Below are 19737 nucleotides of genomic sequence, written 5' to 3'. Positions count from 1 at the left end.
CGGCGGACCTCCGCCGGAGGCCTCAGCTCGCGACCCGCAGGTTCGCCTCGACCCAGGCCACCACGTCGCGGGTCGGCGTCCCCGGCGTGAAGATGTCCGCGACGCCCATCGCCTTGAGCTCGACGATGTCCTCCTCGGGGATGATGCCGCCGCAGAAGACCTTGATGTCCTCCGCCTCGCGCTCCCTCAGCAGCTCCAGCACCCGCGCGCAGAGCGTCATGTGCGCCCCGGAGAGGACCGACAGCCCGATGCCGTCCGCGTCCTCCTGGATCGCGGTGTCGACGATCTGCTCGGGCGTCTGGTGCAGGCCGGTGTAGATGACCTCCATACCGGCGTCACGCAGGGCCCGCGCGATGACCTTGGCACCGCGGTCGTGACCGTCGAGCCCGGGCTTGGCGACCACCACACGGATCGGGCCTGACACACCCATCACTGCCTCCTGGACCTCGTCGTCCACCACCCCACCGGACCTCGTCGGGCACGGGCGCGGTTAACCAGCAATAACCAACCTGAGGGGAGGTTAGCGTCACCCGGCCGGGCTGGCCGTGCCGCCCCTCAAGAGGAGGGGAAAATCACAGGCCCACCTCTCTTGCTACCGGTCGGTATACCCCGCCGGATCCGCGCACATCCCGCCAACTCCCCTCTTGACATCCGGACTTTTGTCCGGATGTCGGCGATACGGCTACAGTCTCGGCTGTTTTCCCCTCGTCTTTCCGCCCGCCCTTCCCCTCGCCCTTCCCCTCGCCCGACGACGTGCCAGAGGCCCACCGAGGAGGCAGCCCCCGATGGCTCCCGACGCAGCCGCCCGCCCGACCCGCGCGGAGTTGCGGGTAACCGCCCGCGAGCAGTCGCGCGCACAGCGCCGCGGCGCCGCCAAGGCGGCCACCCGGACGGCGCTGCTGCGCGTCGCGCTGCCGTCGATGGCCGCCCTCGGCGTGGCCGGGGTGGCCGCCGTGACCGTCCAGGGCGAGGCCGACGAGCAGCGCGCGCAGGCGGCCGGCCGGGCTCCCGAGCAGGCCGCCGAGGTGCCGGGCGACTCACCCGCCCGGGCCGCCGCCCAGCAGGTCCTCACCGCGGGCGGGACCGACCAGGCCTCGCGCGGCGCCGCCCGCGGCCCGCTGTCCGGCACCCAGCCCGCGAGCACGGCCGACGGTCCCGCGGTGGACGCCGCCCCGGCCCCCGCACCGGCCCCGGAGCCGGTGCTCCCGAAGGTCTCCCTCCCGGTCGCCCAGCGGGGCCTCGGCGAGATGTTCGGAGCGTCCGGCACGCACTGGGCCGCCCGGCACACCGGCATCGACTTCCCCGTCGACGGCGGCACCCAGGTCCTGGCGGTGACCGACGGCACGATCCGCACGCAGTGGAACCCGTCGTACGGCTACATGTCGGTCCTGAAGATGGCCGACGGCACCGAGGCCTGGTACTGCCACCTGCGGTCGTACAAGATCCGCAAGGGCACCGTGAAGGCGGGCGACGTCATCGCCTTCGTCGGCACCAGCGGCAACAGCACCGGGCCGCACCTGCACTTCGAGATCCGCCCGGCCGGCGGCGGCGCGCCCGTCGACCCGCTGCCGTGGTTCCTCGCCCAGGGCGTCGACCCGCGCTGAGCCCCACCCGGCGGCGGCCGGCGCCGTGCGGGCCCGGTGCACCCGGGCCCGCGCGCCAAGCCCTACAGCTTCTCCACCGGCGCGTACCGCAGCAGCAGCTGCTTGCGCCCCTCCGTCCCGAAGTCCACCGTGGCCTGGGCCTTCTCGCCCACACCGGCGGTGGCCACCACCGTGCCCAGACCGAAGGTGTCATGGGTGACGCGGTCCCCGACCGCCAGTGCCACGACCTCGCGCTCGACCGCCGCGCCGGACCGCCGCGCCGACTGCCCCCAGCCCGCCTTCGGCGAGGCCGCCGCCGCCGCGCCCCGGGACGCGCCCCGGGAGGAGCCCCCCGACCCGCCGGCGGACTTCCCGCCCCAGGAGGACCCGGAGGAGTACCCGCGCGAGGCCGGCACCGCCGAGGCCCCCGTGCGCTTCCACTCCACCAGCGTGTCCGGGATCTCCTCCAGGAACCGCGAGGCCGGGTTGTACGAGGGCTGCCCCCAGGCGCTGCGCAGCACCGAACGGGTCAGGTAGAGCCGCTCCCGGGCCCGGGTGAGCCCGACGTACGCGAGCCGCCGCTCCTCCTCCAGCTCCTTGACCTGGTTGAGCGCCCGCATGTGCGGGAAGATGCCGTCCTCCATGCCGGTCAGGAAGACCACCGGGAACTCCAGCCCCTTGGCGGTGTGCAGGGTCATCATCGTGATGACGCCCCGGCCCTCCTCGTCGTCGTCGGGGATCTGGTCGGAGTCCGCGACGAGCGCGACCCGCTCCAGGAAGTCGGGCAGCGAGCCGACCGGCGGTGCCCCGTCCTCCCCCGCGTCGGGCCGCTCGCCCGGGTCCTGCTCGTACTCCAGGGCGACGGAGGCGAGCTCCTGGAGGTTCTCCACCCGCGTCTCGTCCTGCGGGTCCGTGGAGGACTGCAGCTCGGCGAGGTACCCCGTCTCCTCCAGCACCGCCTCCAGCACCGCGGCCGGCCCGGCGCCCGACTCGACGACCTGCCGCAGCCCGGCCATCAGCGCGTTGAACTTCTTCACCGCGTTCGCCGACCGGGCGGCCATCCCGTACGCCTCGTCGACCCGCTGCAGCGCCTGCGCGAAGGAGATCCGCTCGCGCCCGGCGAGCGCGTCGATCATCGCCTCGGCCCGCTCGCCGATCCCGCGCTTGGGCACGTTGAGGATCCGGCGCAGCGGCACGGTGTCCTCCGGGTTGGACAGCACCCGCAGGTAGGCCAGGACGTCCCGGACCTCCTTGCGCTCGTAGAAGCGCACCCCGCCGACCACCTTGTACGGCAGGCCGACCCGGATGAACACCTCCTCGAACACGCGCGACTGGGCGTTGGTCCGGTAGAAGATCGCGACGTCGCCGGGCTTGGCCTCGCCCCGGTCGGTCAGCCGGTCGATCTCGTCGGCGATGAACTGGGCCTCGCCGTGCTCGTCGTCCGCGACGTAGCCGACGACCTTCTCGCCGTGGTCGCCGGCCGTCCAGAGCTTCTTCTCCCGCCGGCTGGTGTTCCGCTCGATGACGGCGTTGGCGGCGCTCAGGATGGTCTGCGTGGAGCGGTAGTTCTGCTCCAGCAGGATGGTGGTCGCGTTCGGGTAGTCCTCCTCGAACTGGAGGATGTTGCGGATCGTCGCGCCGCGGAAGGCGTAGATCGACTGGTCCGCGTCACCGACCACGCACAGCTCGGCCGGCGGCACCTCGGCCAGGCGCCCGGCCGCCGGGTCCACGAAGTCGCCGTCCACGGTGCGCTTCGGCGCGGCCGCGGCGGAGCCCCCGCTGAGCTCCCGGACCAGCATGTACTGGGCGTGGTTGGTGTCCTGGTACTCGTCGACCAGGATGTGGCGGAACCGCCGCCGGTAGTGCTCGGCGACGTCGGGGAACGCCTGGAGCAGGTTCACCGTCGTCATGATGATGTCGTCGAAGTCGAGCGCGTTGGCCTCGCGCAGCCGCCGCTGGTAGAGGAAGTAGGCCTCGGCCAGCTTCTTCTCCGTCGGGTTGGCGGCCTGGTCGGCGTACGTCTCCTCGTCGATCAGCTCGTTCTTGAGGTTGCTGACCTTCGCCGTGAAGGACTTCGGCGGGAACTGCTTCGGGTCCAGGTCGAGGTCCCGGCAGACCAGGGACATCAGCCGCTGCGAGTCGGCCGAGTCGTAGATCGAGAACGACGAGGTGAAGCCGAGCAGCTTGCTCTCCCGGCGCAGGATCCGCACGCACGCGCTGTGGAAGGTGGAGACCCACATCGCCCGGGCCCGCGGCCCGACCAGCTGCTCGACGCGCTCGCGCATCTCGCCGGCCGCCTTGTTGGTGAAGGTGATCGCCAGGATCTCGCCCGGCTGCACCCCGCGGGCGCCCAGCAGGTGGGCGATCCGGTGGGTCAGCACGCGGGTCTTGCCGGAGCCGGCGCCGGCCACGATGAGCAGCGGCGAGCCGGCGTGCAGCACCGCCTCGCGCTGCGGGTCGTTCATCCCCTCCAGCAGCTGGGCCGGGTCCACCACCGGCCGGGCGGCGCCGTTGCGGTAGTAGGAGTCCCGCTCGGCCTCGGCCGCGTGGTCGGTGTGGAAGAGCCCCTCCGGGATCGCTTCCTCGTAGGCGTCGTACGGGACGTCGTCCTCGAACGGCGGCGGCTCCTGCGCCATCGGGGTGGCGGCGGGCTGCTGCTTCGACCCGGCGGCGGGGGCCTCGAAACCGGGGAGCGGGAGGTCGTCAAAGAGGCTACTCATGGCACTCCGAGTCTATGGCCCCCCACTGACAAGCCCGCCCGGCCGGAGGGAATCCGGCCGGGCGGGCGGCGTCGCGGGGCCCGTCAGACCAGGCGGCGGGCGGTGGCCCAGCGGGTCAGCTCGTGCCGGTTGCTCAGCTGGAGCTTGCGCAGCACGGCCGAGACGTGGCTCTCCACCGTCTTCACCGAGATGAACAGCTGCTTCGCGATCTCCTTGTACGCGTAGCCGCGCGCGATCAGCCGCAGCACCTCGCGCTCGCGCTGGGTCAGCCGGTCGAGGTCCTCGTCCACCGGCGGGGTGTCCGTGGCCGCGAAGGCGTCCAGCACGAAGCCGGCCAGCCGCGGTGAGAACACCGCGTCGCCGTCGGCGATCCGGAAGACCGCGTTGACCAGGTCGGTCCCGGTGATCGTCTTGGTGACGTAGCCGCGGGCACCGCCGCGGATCACCCCGATGACGTCCTCGGCGGCGTCGGAGACGGACAGCGCCAGGAACTTCACCTGCTCGCCCATCAGCCCGGCCGAGCGGCGCAGCACCTCGACCCCGCCGCCACCCGGCAGGTGGACGTCGAGCAGCACCACGTCGGGCCTGGTCTCGGCGACCACGCGGACCGCCGACTCCACGTCGTCGGCCTCGCCGACCACGTCGATGCCGGTGACCTCGGTGCGTCCGATCTCCGCGCGCACGCCCGTCCGGAACATCCGGTGGTCGTCGACCAGCACGACCCGCGCGACCCTTCCCCCGCCTTCGGCCGGGGTCCCCCCCATCGGCGCTGCGTCAGTCATTCGTTCTCTCCATCTCCAGCTCGACCTCGGTGCCGCCGTCCGGCGCGGGCCGCACCCGTGCGGTGCCGCCGTTGCGCTTCATCCGGCCGATGATCGACTCGCGGACACCCATCCGGTCCTCGGGCACCGTGTCGGGGTCGAAGCCGGGGCCGTGGTCGCGAACGAACACCGACACCGTCCTCCCCTCCACCTCGGCGTAGACCTGGACCGGTCCTCCGCCACCGTACTTGGCCGCGTTGACCGTCGCCTCCCTCGCGGCCTGCATCTGCGCCACGATCCGCTCGTCCATCGGGCAGTCCCCGACCATGACCAGCTCGACCGGGACCCCGTGCCGGTCCTCGACCTCGGCGACCACCGCGCGCAGGCTCTCCGCCATGGTGTCCGGCGCGTCCTCGGCGACCGCCTCCGGGCGGTAGAGCCAGAGCCGCAGCTCGCGCTCCTGGGCCCGGGCGAGCCGCAGCACCTCCCGCGGGTCCTCGGCCCGGCGCTGGATCAGGGTCAGGGTGTGCAGCACCGAGTCGTGGACGTGCGCCGCGATCTCGGCGCGCTCCTGGGCGCGGATGCGGGCGGTCCGCTCGGCGCCCAGGTCCTGCCACATCCGCAGCGCGTACGGGCCCACCAGCACCAGGACGCCGGCCAGCACCGCCAGCGAGGCCTCGACCACCGAGCCGAGCGTGGAGCCGCTGCCCTGCGTGGCGAGGAAGGCGATGGTGCCGGCCACCACGAGCAGCACGCCGCCGCCGACCCGGGTGTAGGCGCCGCGCCGCTTCTCGCCCTCCTCCAGGCCGAACCAGCGCTGCCAGCGGGAGTCGTCGGCCTGCCGCCAGACCAGCGCGACCCCGACCCCGATCGCCAGCAGCGGCCAGGTGTACGGGCGGGCGGTCTGCACGCCGAGCGCGTTGAGCAGGGCGATCAGACCGATCACCAGCATGACCAGCGCGGCGAGCTGGCCCAGGCCGCCCTGGCGCCGCCCGGCGGCGGACCGGGCCGGGCCCGCCTCCTCGCCGGGTTCGGCCGCGACCGCGGCCGGCTCGCCCTGCAACGCGTGCTGGAGCAGCTCGCGCAGCCGGCCGATCCAGCCGCGCCGGCTCTTGCTCAGCTCCGCCCCGGAGACCCCGGAGGCCTGCCAGGAGCCCGACGGCACGAAGGCGCCGTTGACGTAGACCCAGTGCGCGCCGCCGCGCTGCGCGGGCTCGCCGATGCCGATCGGCACCACGAACCAGAACGCCGCGTACAGCAGCGCGCCGATCCCCTGGGCGAAGAAGAGCAGCACGAAGGAGACCCGGACCCAGGTGACCGGCAACCCGAGGTGCACGGCGAGCCCGTGCGCGACGCCACCGAGCATCCGGCCCTGCGGGCTCCGGTAGAGCCGCCGGTACGGCGGGCGCTCGCCGCCGGGCACGGCCGGGTCGGCACTCGCCGCCGACGCGGCGTCGGGGACGAGGGGGCGGGGATCGGTACCGGGTGCTGCCACGGCACCGATGGTTCCACGCACGCGGGCCCGGGCGCATCAGGGTGGAACCCCCAACCCTCTCAGGGACAAGTCAGGGTACGGACAGGGCTCGCACCGGTTGGGCGCCGCCGCGCCAGCCCCCAGGATGGTGCACATGACCGAAGACCACCGCATCCAGGAGACCGGGCCGGGCGCCCCGCCGGTACCGGAACGCCCGCCGCTGAACCGCACCGAGCACCACCGCGTGGTGGCCGGTGTCTGCGGCGGCCTGGGCCGGCACCTGGACATCGACCCGGTGGTCTTCCGGGTGGTGACGGTGGTGCTCTGCCTCTCCGGCGGCCTCGGCCTGTTCCTGTACGGGCTGGCATGGCTGATCATCCCCACCGAGCCGGTACCGGACGGCCGGGGCGGCAGCAGGGCGGGCCGCACGGAGCTCCAGCGGGTGCTCACCGGCCGGGTGGACGGCCAGTCGATCGGCGCGGTGCTGCTGACCGTGATCGGCACCGGCGTCTTCTTCGCCTCGATGGGCGACGGGGACACCATGTTCCCGCTGCTGCTGCTCGGGGCGCTGGCCTTCCTGGCGGTCCGCTACGACCCGGAGCGGCGCCGCGGCGGCCGGCTGCGCGGGCGCCGTCGCGGCCGGGAGCACGGGCACGGCCCGTGCGACCGCTGGTTCCCCGCACCGGAGCCGTCGGCCGCCGACCACGCCTGGTCGGGCACCGACGAGGGCGAGCGGGCCCGCGAGCAGCACGCCCGGGACCGGGCGGCCGGCACGGTGCCGACCGACACCCCGCTCGTGGGCCCGAGCGGCTACCTGTGGGACCCCCGCCACCCCGAGCGCAACCCGTACGGCGGTACCGCCACCCCGCCGCCCGGCGGCCCGGCGCAGCCGTGGTGGCAGCGCCCCGACCTGCCCGAGGGCGACCCGCTGCGCAAGGGCGGCCCGGCCGTCCCGCCGCCGCGGCCGGCCGTGGTGCGCCACCGGCCCGAGCGCTCGCCGCTCGGCCTGATCGGGCTGCTCCTGGCGGTCGGCGCGGCCAGTGCGGTCTGGTCGGCCTCCGCCCACGGTGACACCGAGCTGGTCACCGGCACGGTGCTGGCCGCCGCGCTGCTGGTCATCGGGCTGACCCTGCTGGTCGCCGCCAAGTTCGGCCGGGCCCGCAAGCTGGTCGTGCCGGGCCTGCTGCTGACCCTGGCGCTCGCGTTCTCCCACGGGTCGGCGTTCTCGGTCCAGAACGCGGTCGGCGACCGGGAGTGGCGGGTCGTCTCGGCGGACGGCCTGGAGGAGCGGTACACGCTCGGGCTCGGCGACGCCCGGTTGGACCTCTCGGGGCTCGACCCGGCCGGCGCCACCCTGAGCAGCACCGTCGAACTCGGTGCCGGGCAGCTGACCGTCCTGGTGCCGCCGGACGTGACGGTGAACCTGGACGTCAGGGTCGGGATGGGCCACGTCGGTGTGCCCGGGACGGACGAGGCGGGCGGCAACAGTTCCCACAGCTTCCAGCTGCACCCGGTGAACGGTCAGACATCCAAGGGCACGCTCGACCTCAGGCTGCGGGTCGGGCTCGGCGACATCAAGGTGGTCCAGTCGTGAGGAAGCACCAGCTCGACCTGTTCTCGCTGATCGCGGGAGGGCTGTTCACCGTGATAGCGGTGCTCTACCTGGTGGCGGCGCTGAACGACATCTCCGTGAACGGCCGGATCGTCATCCCGGTGACCTTCATCGTGCTCGGTCTCGGCGGGCTGGCCGGGGCCGTCGCGGCGGCGGTCCGGCGCGGCGGCGCGGACCGGCGGGACCGGGACGCGCCCTGAGTCCCCGGACGGGGCCCGAGCGCGTCCCGGCGCCGCTCAGCTCTGCAGCGGCCCGAGGTTCAGCTTCTCGCCGTCCTTGGTGACGCTGTACCGGGGCAGCGGCTTGGTGGCCGGGCCGTTCACCACCGCGCCGGTGGCCGCGTCGAACCGGGAGCCGTGGCAGGGGCAGTACAGCTGGCCGTTCTTCGGGGCGTCGACCGCGCAGCCGGAGTGCGTGCAGGCCGAGGAGAACGCGCAGTACTGGCCGGCCTTGGGCTGGACGATGTAGACCGCGTCACCCGTCGCCGGGTCCTTGACCTGGGCCGAGCCGCCCACCGGGACGCTCGCGGCGTCCACCGACACGGCCGGCCCGGCGGGCGCCGGCGCGGCCGACGGCCCGACGGCCTTCCCGTCCCGGCCGAAGGTGGCGGTCAGCGAGCCGGTGAGCAGCCCGGCACCGCCGATCGCGACGGCCGCGATCCCGCCGTCCACCAGCGCCCGCCGCCGGACGAGCCGCTCGCGCAGCCCGCGCCCGCGGTCCCGGGCGGCCCGCCCGGCCAGGTAGCCGTCCAGCGAGAGGTACGGGGTGCCGGCCAGCACCAGCGGGGTCCACGCCATCAGGTAGGCGAGGTCGTTGCCGAGGTAGTACGGCGAGACGTTCCAGCTGACGGTCAGCCAGAGGCTCAGGTTGATCAGTGCGCCGCCGACGGCCGCGACCCGGCCCCAGAGGCCGAACAGGGTGCCCAGGCCGACCGCCAGTTCGCCGAAGGCGATGGCGAGCGCGAACAGGGTCGGGGCGTGGAGCGGGGCGCCGAGCAGGAACGAGATCGGGCTGGAGCTCCTGGCCGCCTGGGTCTGCGACACGAAGGACGCCGGGTCGCCCGCGCCGGCCAGGTAGTGCGCGTCGGCGAGCTTGTCCAGCGCCGCGTAGACGAAGGTGACGCCCAGGAAGATCCGCAGCGGCAGCAGCGCGTACCGGGAGGCGGTCGCCCTGAGCAGGGCGAGCCGGTCCGCCCCGCCGCCGCCCGCCGCGCCGGTCGCCGCGGAGTCGCCGGCCGCCGTGAAGTCGCCGCCCGTCGTGGAACCGCTGGTCTCCACGGAGCCGCTGGCCTCCGACATCCCTCACACCTTCCTTCACGGCCTGCCATCACCTGACAGGTCCGGTCCGCATTCTGCACGCTCGTGAGCGCATTCGGTGGGAGATCCCCTCCGATGGGCGCCCGGCGCCCCGGCCGTCCACCGCGAACGGCCGCGCCGCCGCTCCCTTGTATACGGGAACGACGGCGCGGCCGTTCAATGCCGGTTCACCGCCGGCGGGGAGTGCCTACTCCCACTCGATGGTGCCCGGCGGCTTGCTGGTGCAGTCCAGCACCACGCGGTTCACATCGGGGACCTCGTTGGTGATCCGGGTGGAGATCTTCGCCAGCACCTCGTACGGCAGGCGCGACCAGTCGGCCGTCATGGCGTCCTCGGAGGAGACCGGGCGCAGCACGATCGGGTGGCCGTACGTCCGGCCGTCGCCCTGGACGCCGACGCTGCGGACGTCCGCGAGCAGCACCACCGGGCACTGCCAGATCTCGCGGTCCAGACCGGCCGCGGTCAGCTCCTCGCGGGCGATCGCGTCGGCCTCGCGGAGCAGGTCGAGACGCTCCTTGGTGACCTCGCCGACGATCCGGATCCCCAGGCCCGGGCCCGGGAACGGCTGGCGCTGGACGATCTCCTCCGGCAGGCCGAGCTCCTGGCCGACCATCCGGACCTCGTCCTTGAAGAGCTTGCGCAGCGGCTCGACCAGCTGGAACTGCAGGTCCTCGGGCAGGCCGCCGACGTTGTGGTGCGACTTGATGTTGGCGGTGCCGGTGCCGCCGCCGGACTCCACCACGTCCGGGTACAGGGTGCCCTGGACCAGGAAGTCCACGGACTCGCCGTGCTCGCCGGCCTCGGCCACGATCTCGGCCTGGGCCTGCTCGAAGACCCGGATGAACTCCCGGCCGATGATCTTGCGCTTCTCCTCCGGGTCGCTGACGCCCTTCAGCGCGTTCAGGAAGCGCTCCTGCGCGTCGACGACCTTCAGCTGCACGCCGGTGGCCGCGACGAAGTCCTTCTCGACCTGCTCGGTCTCGCCCTTGCGCATCAGACCGTGGTCGACGTAGACGCAGGTCAGCTTGGTGCCGATGGCCTTGTTGACCAGGGCCGCCGCGACCGCGGAGTCCACGCCGCCGGAGAGCCCGCAGATCGCGCGCTTGTCGCCGACCTGGGCGCGGATCAGCGCGACCTGCTCGTCGACCACGTTGCCGGTGGTCCAGGTCGGCGCGATGCCGGCGCCGCGGTAGAGGAAGTGCTCCAGGATCTGCTGACCGTGGTCGGAGTGCAGCACCTCGGGGTGGTACTGCACACCGTAGAGGCGGGCCTCGTCGTTCTCGAAGGCCGCGACCGGCACCACGCCGGTGGAGGCGGTGACCGTGAAGCCCTCGGGCGCGGCCGAGCAGGCGTCGCCGTGCGACATCCACACCGAGTGCTCCGCCGGGACGCCCTCGAACAGGGTCGAGCCGGTGCGGGAGACGACCAGCGGGGTGCGGCCGTACTCACGGGCGCCGCTGTTGTCGACGGTGCCGCCGAGCGTCTTGGCCATCAGCTGGAAGCCGTAGCACATGCCGAAGACCGGCACACCGGCCTCGAAGATCGCGCGGTCGAGCTGCGGCGCGCCCTGCTCGTAGACCGACGAGGGGCCGCCGGAGAGGATGATCGCCTTCGGGTTCTTGGCGAGCATCTCGGCGACCGGCATGCTGCTCGGCACGATCTCGCTGTAGACCCGGGCCTCACGCACCCGACGGGCGATGAGCTGGGCGTACTGGGCGCCGAAGTCGACCACCAGGACGGTGTCGGTCTCAGGCGCGGACTGGTCGGGAATAGCAGAGGACACGGACGGCCTTCCGGCAGCGGTATCTAGAGGTGTCGCGGCGCACGCCCCGGGAGGGCGGCGACGGGCGGGGGTCTGGGCACGAGTCTACCGGGCTGGCCGGTTTCACTCGTCTGCACGTCCAAGAGGCCGTGACCGGCCGGGCCGCCGCTTCGTTGCATCTGACGACCGCACGACCGCGCCGCGCCCGCCAGGTGCGCCGCCTCCGCCCCGGCAGGGGCGCCGCCGTGCGGGCTTGCAGGACCACGCGTGGAGCTCATCCCAGTCCACCGGCGCGCGTGGCGCCGCCGCTGTCCCGGCCCGGCCGGGAGCGGTGCGCCGTGGGACCGTGCGCGGGTGCAGCGGCCGGCCAGCAGGGGACAGCGACCCCGGCCGCGACTGGACCCAAGGAGGTGGGGCGGCCGGCCCCGGGGACGCCCGGGTACCGGCCGCCGCACCCCGGCGCGACCCGGGCGCGCACCGTTCATCGTCCCGCGCCGCTACGCGCGTCCCTGTGCGCTCCGGCGCCACCACTACGCACGGTGATCATCGATCGCACCCGCCCGCGATCTCCCGGCGGGCCGCCGAGCCGCCGCGGACGCACCGCCGCGCACCGGCCCGGCCGAAAATGGACTGTGCCGAATCATGCCGAATCGGTTGCAGAGCAAGCCCTTCGTCCATCACGATGCTGGTGGGAAGAGGTTCTCCCGGCGGCCGAAGGCCCACTGCGGAGTGCCGTCCCGTTGCCACCGAGACCCACGGTGGCAACGATTATCACCTCACGCTCCGTGAGCGAATGCTCGGCGCAGGCATGCGCGCCGGCCCGCCCCGCCGCGTGTGGACACGCCACGCGCGACCGGCCCACCTCATGCCGGCACCGCGGCGGCACGACCCACGAGCCATCCGACGCGACGGCGCTCCTCCCCCGGCGCCGTCACCCCAGCACCGGCGCAGCCCTGACGCCGCGTGCTGAGCGACAAAGGGCCCCGTTCCCCCGCGGGGCCCTTTGCCCTGTTCGGGACCGTGCGCCCGGCTCGGGGCCGGGGCCCGCCGCGGCGGGCGAAGCCGCGGGCCCGGCCGGTACGGGCGAGGGGCGCGGGCCATTGGCCGCGCGCCCCTCGGCCGCTACTGCTGCTTGCGCCAGACGCTCGGGTCGACCGGATCGTCCTCCCCCGGCGGCCGGGCGGCCGGCACCCCGCCGCCCGGGAACGACGGCGGCTCCTCGTGCGAGCCGATCACCTCGCCGACCCCCGGCGGCGCGGCGGGCTCCGGCCCGGCCCCGGCCTCCCACGGCACACCGGCCGGGGACGGCGCCCCCTGGTGCGGCAGCCGCTGCGGCGCCCCGGGCGGGCCGGCCACCGGGCGGTTGCCGGCGGCCGCCAGCAGCGGCGGCACCGCCAGCGCGCCGATCGCCGCCCAGACCACGTTGGCCAGCAGCAGGGTGGGGAAGACCAGGCCGACCGCGTACTCGTGGCCGAGCTCCTGCCGGCGGCCGAGGTACGTCGCGGCCGAACTCGTCGAGAGCACCGCGCCGGCGATCGGCATCAGCAGACTGAGCGCGGCCGCGTACACCACCGCCAACCGGAGCCGGTCCGCCGCGTCCAGCCGGCGCCGGTACGCCGTCCACCCGAGGAGGGCCGCCCCGACCAGCGCGAGCAGACCGGTCCACCGCCAGTCGGCGCTCTCGTGGTGCAGGTCGAAGAAGGAGAACCCGTTGTCGGAGCCGTCGCCCTCCCAGTCCGCACGCGGACCGCTCGCGTCGCTGGTCGCCTTGAGCGTCGCCCCCGAGCCCAGGCCGAGCAGCAGCAGGGCGACGTTCGGCAGGACGGCCAGCGCGGCGCCGGTCTGCCCGTCCGCGCCCTGGACGAGGATCAGCAGGAAGCCGACCAGTGCGGCGAGGCCGGTCGTCATCGCCAGCGCGCGGCCCGCCGCCAGCGCGGCCACCGCCCAGCCGCGCACCGCGCGGTTGCGCCAGGCCGCCCAGCGCAACGCGTCCGTACCGTGCACGGTGAACGCCGCCAGTCCGGCGAGCAGCGCCGCCCAGCAGGCGGCCTGGAGCCAGCCGGAGCCGGCCGTGTACGTCACACCGCCGGCCTCGCCGTAGTAGTCACCCGCGTCGAACCCGCCGCGCGCGGCCCGGGGCCGCCACGAGGCACCGGCGACGAGCCCGATCAGCAGGGTCACCGCCGCCGCGGCCAGCGCGGTGCGCAGCGCCTCACCGGCCGCCTGCCGCCTGGTCGGCTGCTCACCGGTACGGGCCTGCCGCCGGCGCGCCTCGGCCCGCAGGCCGAGCCAGAGCGCGCCCAGCCAGAGCGCGGTGACCGTCATCGGCACCGCCCGGACGATCGCCTCCCCGCCGCCGTCCGAGTAGCGGCCCCCGCCGGAGAAGCCCAGCTCGAACGGCGCGCCGAGGGCGGCCAGGGCCAGCGTCAGGGCGGCACCGAACCGCTTGCCGAAGGACGGCGCCTCGAAGAGGTAGAAGAAGGTGTAGCCGTCCGGGACCGCGGCGATCAGCGCCGCCAGGAACAGCACCGCGGTCGGCGCGATCAGCACCGTGAACGCCGGCCTCCAGTCGCCGGTGAGCCCGCGCAGGACGGCCGGCCGCGCGGCGGCCGGGTCGTAGGGCCGGCCGGCGCCCCAACCGCCCGGCGCCGGCGGCGCGAAGACGGGTGGGGCGGGTGGGGCGGGCACCGAGGGCGGCGCGGGCGGCGCGGGTGGCGCGGGTGGCGCGGGTGGCGCGGGTGGAGCGGGTGGAGCGGGTGGAGCGGGTGGAGCGGGTGGAGCGGTGGGTGGAGCGGGCGGCGGCAGGGGTGGTGGCGGCGTCAGCGGCCGCCCACAGGAGGCGCAGCCGAGCGCCCCTTCCCCCGAAGCCGCGCCGCACGATGCGCAGATGGCCATGGACCGCGATCCCCCCAAGAACGGTGCCCCCTGGTCCCCCCAGGGAGCCCCGTTTATCCCATCGTGCCCGGACGGCTGTCAACCGGCCCGGGACACGGCGGCCGCCGGGCCCGGCAGGGAGTCAGGAGGCCGTTCCGCCCTGCTTCTTGGGCACCTTCGGCACGGCCAGCAGCGGCAGTCGCAGCGCCCCGAAGGCCTCCGCCGGCACGGCCGGACGCACCGGCGCCACCGCCCCGACCCGGCGGTACGCCTCCCCCGGCTCCGGTCGGCCGTCCGTCTCGCCCTTGTTGGGCCACATCGACATGGCCCGCTCGGCCTGCGCGGTGATCGTCAGCGAGGGGTTCACCCCGAGGTTGGCGGAGACCGCCGAACCGTCCACCACACTGATCCCCGGGTGCCCGTGGAGCCGGTGGTACGGGTCGACCACGCCGGTCTCCGCGGAGTCGCCGATCGGGCAGCCGCCGAGGAAGTGGGCGGTCATCGGGATGTCGAAGATCTCGCCGACGGTGCTGCCCGCGAAGCCGTTGATCTCGGCGGCCAGCGCCTGGGCCCCCTCCTCCGCCGCCGGGATCCAGCTCGGGTTGGGCGCGCCGTGGCCCTGGGTGGAGGTCAGCTGCCCCTTGCCGAAGCCCTTCGTCTTCAGCGAGACGGTGATCGAGTTGTCCAGCGACTGCATCACGAGGCCGATGATGGTCTTCTCCGACCAGCGGTGCTGGTTCATCGACCGCGCGAAGGTCACCGGGTGCCGGGCGGCCGTTCCCAGGTAGCGCAGCCAGCGGGGACCCTTCCCGCCGCCCTTCACCTGCATGACCGACAAGGCGCCCATGGCGTTGGAGCCCTTGCCGTAGCGCACCGGCTCGATGTGGGTGTTCTCGTCCGGGTGGATCGAGGAGGTGATCGCGACACCCTTGGTGAAGTCCGCCCGGCTGCCGTAGCGCCGGTCGGTGGTCTGCGCGCCGACCAGCGCCTCGGAGTTCGTCCGGGTCAGCTCGCCGAGCCGGCCGGAGATCCGGGGCAGGTGACCGCCGTCGCGCATCCGGTGCAGCAGCCGCTGGGTCCCGTAGGTGCCGGCCGCGACCACCACCCGGGCGGCGGTGATCGTCCGCGCCCCCGCCTTCACCGGATCGGTCGTGGAGCGGGCGTCGGTCCGGCGGACGTCCACCGCGAAACCCTCGCCGCGCGCGCGGATCCGGGCCACCGTGGTGAGCGGGTGGATCTCGGCGCCGCCGCGCTCGGCCAGGTACAGGTAGTTCTCGGTGAGCATGTTCTTGGCGCCGTGCCGGCACCCGGTCATGCACTCGCCGCACTCCACGCAGGCCCGCCGCGCGGGGCCGGCCCCGCCGAAGTACGGGTCGGCGATCTCCTCGCCGGGAGCCGCCTTGGCCGTGTGGTCGGAGTCCCTCCCGTCGCCGAAGAAGACCCCGACCGGCGCGAGGTGGAAGGTGTCCCCGACGCCCATCTTCTCGGCGGCCGCCCGCAGATGGACGTCGGACGGGGTGACGGTCGGGTTGAGCCGGACCCCGAGCATCCGCTGCGCCTGGTCGTAGAACGGCGCCAACTCCTCCTGCCAGTCCGTGATGTGGCGCCACTGGCGGTCCTCGAAGAACGCCTTCGGCGGCACGTACAGGGTGTTGGCGTAGTTCAGCGAGCCGCCACCGACCCCGGCGCCGGCCAGGATCATCACATTGGCCAGCAGGTGGATCCGCTGGATGCCGTACAGACCGAGCCTGGGCGCCCACAAGTACTTGGCGAGGTCCCAGGAGTTCTTGGGCAGTTCGTCGCGCTCGAAGCGCCGCCCGGCCTCCAGGACGGCGACCCGGTACCCCTTCTCGGTCAGCCGCAGCGCGGCGACCGAACCACCGAAGCCCGAGCCGATCACGACCACGTCGTAGTCGAAGTCCGCCTCGTCGCGGGACCCCACCATGTGCCACTGCTCCTTCGAGAAACGAACGGACATCAGGACCGGCCCGGTCGTCGGACCGGGCCTGCCGGTCCGACGGACAGACGGACGGACGGACGGACGGACGGACCGGGGCTACTTGAAGCGCAGGGCCTTCAGCACCCGCAGCCCGCCGGTGAAGACCGCGGCGAACTGCCGGTCGTCCAGGCCGAAGGACGGCGCGAGCGGCATCACCCGCTGGCTGGCGATGGTCTGCGCCTCGGTGAACCGCAGGATGCCCTCGGCGCCGTGCCGCCGGCCGAGCCCGGACTCGCCCATGCCACCCATCGGCGAGCCGACCGAGCCGTACGCCGCCGCGTAGGCCTCGTTGACGTTGACCGTGCCGGTGCGCAGCCGGGCCGCGATCGCCCGGCCGCGCCGGAGCTCCTTCGTCCAGACGCTGGAGTTGAGGCCGTACGGCGTGGAGTTGGCGACGGCCACCGCCTCGTCCTCGGTGTCGAAGCGGTACACCGAGACCACCGGGCCGAACGTCTCCTCGGTGCAGACCGCCATCTCCGGGGTGACCCCGTCCAGGATGGTCGGCTCGTGGAAGAACGGGCCGAGGTCCGGCCGGGCGCGGCCGCCGGCCACCACGGTGGCACCGGCCTTGACCGCCTCCTCCACATGGCGGGTGGTGGCGTCCAACTGCCGTACGGAGACCAGCGACCCCATGTCCGCGCCGTAGGCGAGGCCGCCGCCGAGGCGCAGCGCGCGGGTGCGCGCGGCGAACTTCGCCAGGAACTCGTCGGCCACCGCGCGGTGCACCAGCAGCCGCTCGATGGAGATGCAGAGCTGACCGGCGGAGGAGAAGCAGGCCCGGACGGCGCCCTCGGCGGCCCGGTCGAGGTCCGCGTCGGCGAGCACCAGCATGGCGTTCTTGCCGCCGAGTTCGAGTGAGGCGCCGACCAGCCGGGCGGCGGCGCGCTGGGCGACCTCGCGGCCGGTACGGGTGGAGCCGGTGAACGAGACGTAGTCGGCGTGCTCGACCACGGCCGGTCCGACCACCGGGCCGTCGCCGATCACGATCTGCCAGAGGTCGGCCGGCAGACCGGCCTCGATCAGCAGCTCGCGGGCCCAGAGCGCGGTCAGCGCGGTCTGCGTGTCCGGCTTGTTGACCACCGCGTTGCCGGCCACGAAGGCGGGCAGGGCGTCACCGATGGACAGTTCCAACGGGTAGTTCCAGGGCGAGATGTGTCCGATCACGCCCTTGGGGCGGCGGGCCTCGACCGCGTGGGTGAGCAGCGGCAGGGCCCCGCCGTGCCGCTTGTCACGCAGGTAGCCGTGCGCCGCGCGCCCGTAGTGCCGGGCCGCCATCGCGACGGCCAGCACCTCCTCGAAGGCGTGCAGCCGGGCCTTGCCGGTCTCGGCCTGGATGAGGTCCAGCACTTCGTCCTGGCGCTTGAGCAGCAGGTCGTGGAAGCGCAGCAGGACGGCGGCACGGCGGCGGACCGGCAGCGCGGCCCAGGCCGGTTGGGCGCGCCGGGCCAGCTCGTAGGCGACCTCGACGTCGGCGGGGGTCGAGCGCGGCAGACCGGCCAGCCGCTCACCGGTCAGTGGGGCGACGGTCTCCACCAGGTCCGGCTCGCCGGCCGCGGTGACCCCGGCGGAGAGGCGGCCGACCAGGGAGGGCGGAACGGCCGCGGCGACGGTGCGGCCGCCACCGGGGGCGGCGGGGTTGCGGTCCGCGGCGCCGGGCTGTCCGGAGACCGTGGCATCTGCTGTGAGGTCCGTCATGGGGCGCAGCCTAGGCGCTCGGAAGCCGGTTCGGTACCCGTCGGTAACAACAATGTCGGCGCGCCGCGCCCCACCGGCGGGCCGACCGCTCGGCGGGCCGCCGGCTCACCGGGCCGGCCGTTCGGCGAGCCGGCCCCTCAGCGAGCCGACCGCTCAGCGGGTCGGCGTGAAGTCCCTGAGCACCGCGTTGAACCGCTGCTCCCCCTCCGGCCAGTCCTTGTCCGTGTCCGGGCTGGACAGGTAGATGGCGTAGCCGGTCCCGTCCGCGTCGATGAACTCCGCCTCTATCGCCCGCCGCCGGCCGCCCTCCTTGGCCGCGTAGCTGAACTCCCAGACCGCCGCGTCGTGGCCGTTCACCAGGACGCTGGTCAGCTTGTGCTGGCGGTACTCCTTCAGCTTCGAGACCGTGGTCTCCATCTGCCGCAGGTGCTCCAGCGGCTTGACCGACTGGCCGACGGTGACGGCGAACTGGAGGTAGTGCGTCTTGTTGTCCGGGCTGTAGAAGATCTGGTTGGCGGTGTCGGTGCTGCGCTGCCAGGCCGGGGTCGCCACCGGCAGCGGGAAGCGGAAGCCCGCCGGGTCGTTCACCCAGCGGTAGCCGGTGGGCGGGGGATCGGCATCGCCGGACGCACTGGGCTGCGGCGTTCCGGAGCCGGTCGCCGTGGGGCCGACCACCGGGGTCGCGCCGCCGCCCCGGGTCGCCAGGAAGGTCGCGCCGGCGGCCACCACCCCGACGGCCAGCCCGATCGCGGCGAGCTGAAGCACACCCCGGCGCCTGGCCGGGCCACGCGCGGGCGAACCAGGGTGCGCCCCCGGCGTCAATGGGGTGGGGTGCGCCCCCGGCGCGGATGAGGCGCCGAGCGCCCCGCCGCCGAGCGCCACCGGCGGTGTGTCCGCGGTCCCGGCGTTCCCCGCGACCCCGGCGACCCCCGCCGGAGGCTGCGGCACGGTCGGGCCCTCGGAGGCCGCGCCCGGTGCCGGACCGGCCGACGCGTCGGTCCGGTCGACCACGGGAACCGACTGGGTCGGCATCTTGACCGGCGCGACGGGCTTGAAGCCGACGGTGTGCCCGGCCTTCACCTCGGCCAGCATCCGAGCCGCCTCGTCCGCGCCCGGCCGCTCCGCCGGGTCCTTGGCCATCAGCGCGGCCAGGACCGGCCCCAGCGCCCCGGCCCGCCGCGGCTCCGGCAGCGGCTCGCCGACCACCGCGGCCAGCGTGGTCAGCGGCGAGGTCCGGCGGAACGGCGACTCGCCCTCCACCGCCGCGTACAGCGTCGCCCCGAGACCCCACAGGTCGGAGGCGGGGCCGGGCCGCTCGCCCTGGGCACGCTCCGGTGCCAGGTAGTCCGGCGAGCCGACCAGGTCGCCCGGCCGGGTCAGTTCGGCGGAGCCCTCGTACGTCGCGATGCCGAAGTCCAGCAGCACCACCCGCCCGGTGCCGCGCTCCAGCAGGACGTTGGCCGGCTTCACGTCCCGGTGCAGCACGCCCAGTTGGTGCCCCCGGTGCAGCGCGGCCAGCACCTGGCTGCCGACCTCGGCGGCGGCGCGCGGCTGGAGGGTGCCGTCCTGGCTGATCACATCGGCCAGCGAGCGGCCGTCGACCAGTTCCATCACGATCCAGGGCCGGCCGTCCTGCTCCAGCACGTCATGGACGGTGATCACCCCGGGGTGCTTGATCCGGGCGGCCGCGCTGGCCTCGCGCTTCATCCGGGCGTACAGGATCTGCAGTTCCTCCTCGGGGAGGTGGCTGACGGTCAGCTCCTTGACCGCGACCTCGCGGTCCAGCATCCGGTCCCAGGCCCGCCAGACCGTGCCCATGCCGCCCCGGCCGAGCCGGTCGCCCAGTTCGTAGCGCCCGGCCAGCAACCGCTCCGCCTCGGCCGCCTCCGGCCGGTTCTGCACGCCCATCGGCGACCGCTCCCCCTCCTCCACCTGCCGTCA

The 19737-nt window shown here is 74.3% G+C and carries 13 protein-coding genes and 1 pseudogene; 3 read left to right on the top strand and 11 right to left on the bottom strand.

Going from position 1 to position 19737, the window contains the following annotated elements:
* Positions 1-22: 22 nt before the first annotated feature.
* Positions 23-430 (bottom strand): cobalamin B12-binding domain-containing protein, encoded by a 408-nt coding sequence (locus ACIQTO_RS04335; RefSeq protein WP_380574552.1) that lies wholly within the window; start codon positions 428-430, stop codon positions 23-25.
* 355 nt (positions 431-785) lie between these two features.
* On the opposite strand from ACIQTO_RS04335, the gene ACIQTO_RS04330 reads away from it, so the two are divergent.
* On the top strand, positions 786-1604 hold the full coding sequence (locus ACIQTO_RS04330; protein WP_402382545.1) for a M23 family metallopeptidase: 819 nt from the start codon (positions 786-788) through the stop codon (positions 1602-1604).
* A gap of 62 nt (positions 1605-1666) precedes the next feature.
* On the opposite strand, the gene pcrA is transcribed toward ACIQTO_RS04330, so the two are convergent.
* The 3 genes from pcrA to ACIQTO_RS04315 form a co-directional block, all read right to left on the bottom strand.
* The gene (gene pcrA / locus ACIQTO_RS04325) at positions 1667-4303 is read right to left on the bottom strand and encodes a DNA helicase PcrA (RefSeq protein WP_402382542.1); all 2637 of its coding nucleotides are present in this window, start codon (positions 4301-4303) and stop codon (positions 1667-1669) included.
* A gap of 83 nt (positions 4304-4386) precedes the next feature.
* Complete coding sequence (locus ACIQTO_RS04320; protein WP_380574549.1) at positions 4387-5085, bottom strand: LuxR C-terminal-related transcriptional regulator; 699 nt, start codon at positions 5083-5085, stop codon at positions 4387-4389.
* Positions 5078-6430: a PspC domain-containing protein gene (locus ACIQTO_RS04315; RefSeq protein ID WP_402382770.1), complete on the bottom strand. Its 1353-nt coding sequence runs from the start codon at positions 6428-6430 to the stop codon at positions 5078-5080. Before ACIQTO_RS04315 ends, ACIQTO_RS04320 begins: the two co-directional genes overlap by 8 nt.
* 262 nt (positions 6431-6692) lie before the next feature.
* Between ACIQTO_RS04315 and ACIQTO_RS04310 the strand changes: the two genes are divergently transcribed.
* Together ACIQTO_RS04310 and ACIQTO_RS04305 are read left to right on the top strand one after the other, a co-directional pair.
* Positions 6693-8132 (top strand): PspC domain-containing protein, encoded by a 1440-nt coding sequence (locus ACIQTO_RS04310; RefSeq protein WP_402382539.1) that lies wholly within the window; start codon positions 6693-6695, stop codon positions 8130-8132.
* The gene (locus ACIQTO_RS04305; RefSeq protein ID WP_402382536.1) at positions 8129-8350 is read left to right on the top strand and encodes a hypothetical protein; all 222 of its coding nucleotides are present in this window, start codon (positions 8129-8131) and stop codon (positions 8348-8350) included. Before ACIQTO_RS04310 ends, ACIQTO_RS04305 begins: the two co-directional genes overlap by 4 nt.
* A gap of 36 nt (positions 8351-8386) precedes the next feature.
* Here the strand turns inward: ACIQTO_RS04305 and ACIQTO_RS04300 are convergent, their stop codons facing one another.
* The 7 genes and pseudogenes from ACIQTO_RS04300 to ACIQTO_RS04270 all read right to left on the bottom strand — a co-directional run bounded on the left by ACIQTO_RS04300 (position 8387) and on the right by ACIQTO_RS04270 (position 19704).
* The gene (locus tag ACIQTO_RS04300) at positions 8387-8665 is read right to left on the bottom strand and encodes a Rieske (2Fe-2S) protein (protein WP_402382767.1); all 279 of its coding nucleotides are present in this window, start codon (positions 8663-8665) and stop codon (positions 8387-8389) included.
* A 204-nt stretch (positions 8666-8869) separates the two neighbouring features.
* Positions 8870-9427, bottom strand: a pseudogene (locus ACIQTO_RS04295) (DoxX family protein); the annotation flags it as partial.
* Between the two features lie 226 nt (positions 9428-9653).
* Positions 9654-11249, bottom strand: coding sequence for a glutamine-hydrolyzing GMP synthase (gene guaA / locus ACIQTO_RS04290; protein ID WP_402382533.1), 1596 nt, complete (start codon positions 11247-11249; stop codon positions 9654-9656).
* Between the two features lie 1101 nt (positions 11250-12350).
* Positions 12351-13916, bottom strand: a complete 1566-nt coding sequence (locus ACIQTO_RS04285) for a hypothetical protein (RefSeq protein WP_402382530.1) — start codon at positions 13914-13916, stop codon at positions 12351-12353.
* A gap of 328 nt (positions 13917-14244) precedes the next feature.
* Positions 14245-16047 carry a GMC oxidoreductase gene (locus ACIQTO_RS04280; protein WP_402382527.1) on the bottom strand — a complete coding sequence of 601 codons (1803 nt, stop codon included), beginning with the start codon at positions 16045-16047 and terminating at the stop codon, positions 14245-14247.
* Between the two features lie 111 nt (positions 16048-16158).
* Positions 16159-17796 carry a succinic semialdehyde dehydrogenase gene (locus tag ACIQTO_RS04275; protein ID WP_402382524.1) on the bottom strand — a complete coding sequence of 546 codons (1638 nt, stop codon included), beginning with the start codon at positions 17794-17796 and terminating at the stop codon, positions 16159-16161.
* Positions 17797-17949: 153 nt separating this feature from the next.
* Complete coding sequence (locus tag ACIQTO_RS04270; RefSeq protein WP_402382522.1) at positions 17950-19704, bottom strand: protein kinase; 1755 nt, start codon at positions 19702-19704, stop codon at positions 17950-17952.
* Positions 19705-19737: the final 33 nt, after the last annotated feature.

This window comes from Kitasatospora sp. NPDC091207 (assembly GCF_044768625.1).
Classification (GTDB): Bacteria; Actinomycetota; Actinomycetes; order Streptomycetales; family Streptomycetaceae; genus Kitasatospora.
The sequence above is the reverse complement of the archived record's forward strand: the minus strand, read 5'-3'. Positions and strand labels throughout refer to the sequence as shown.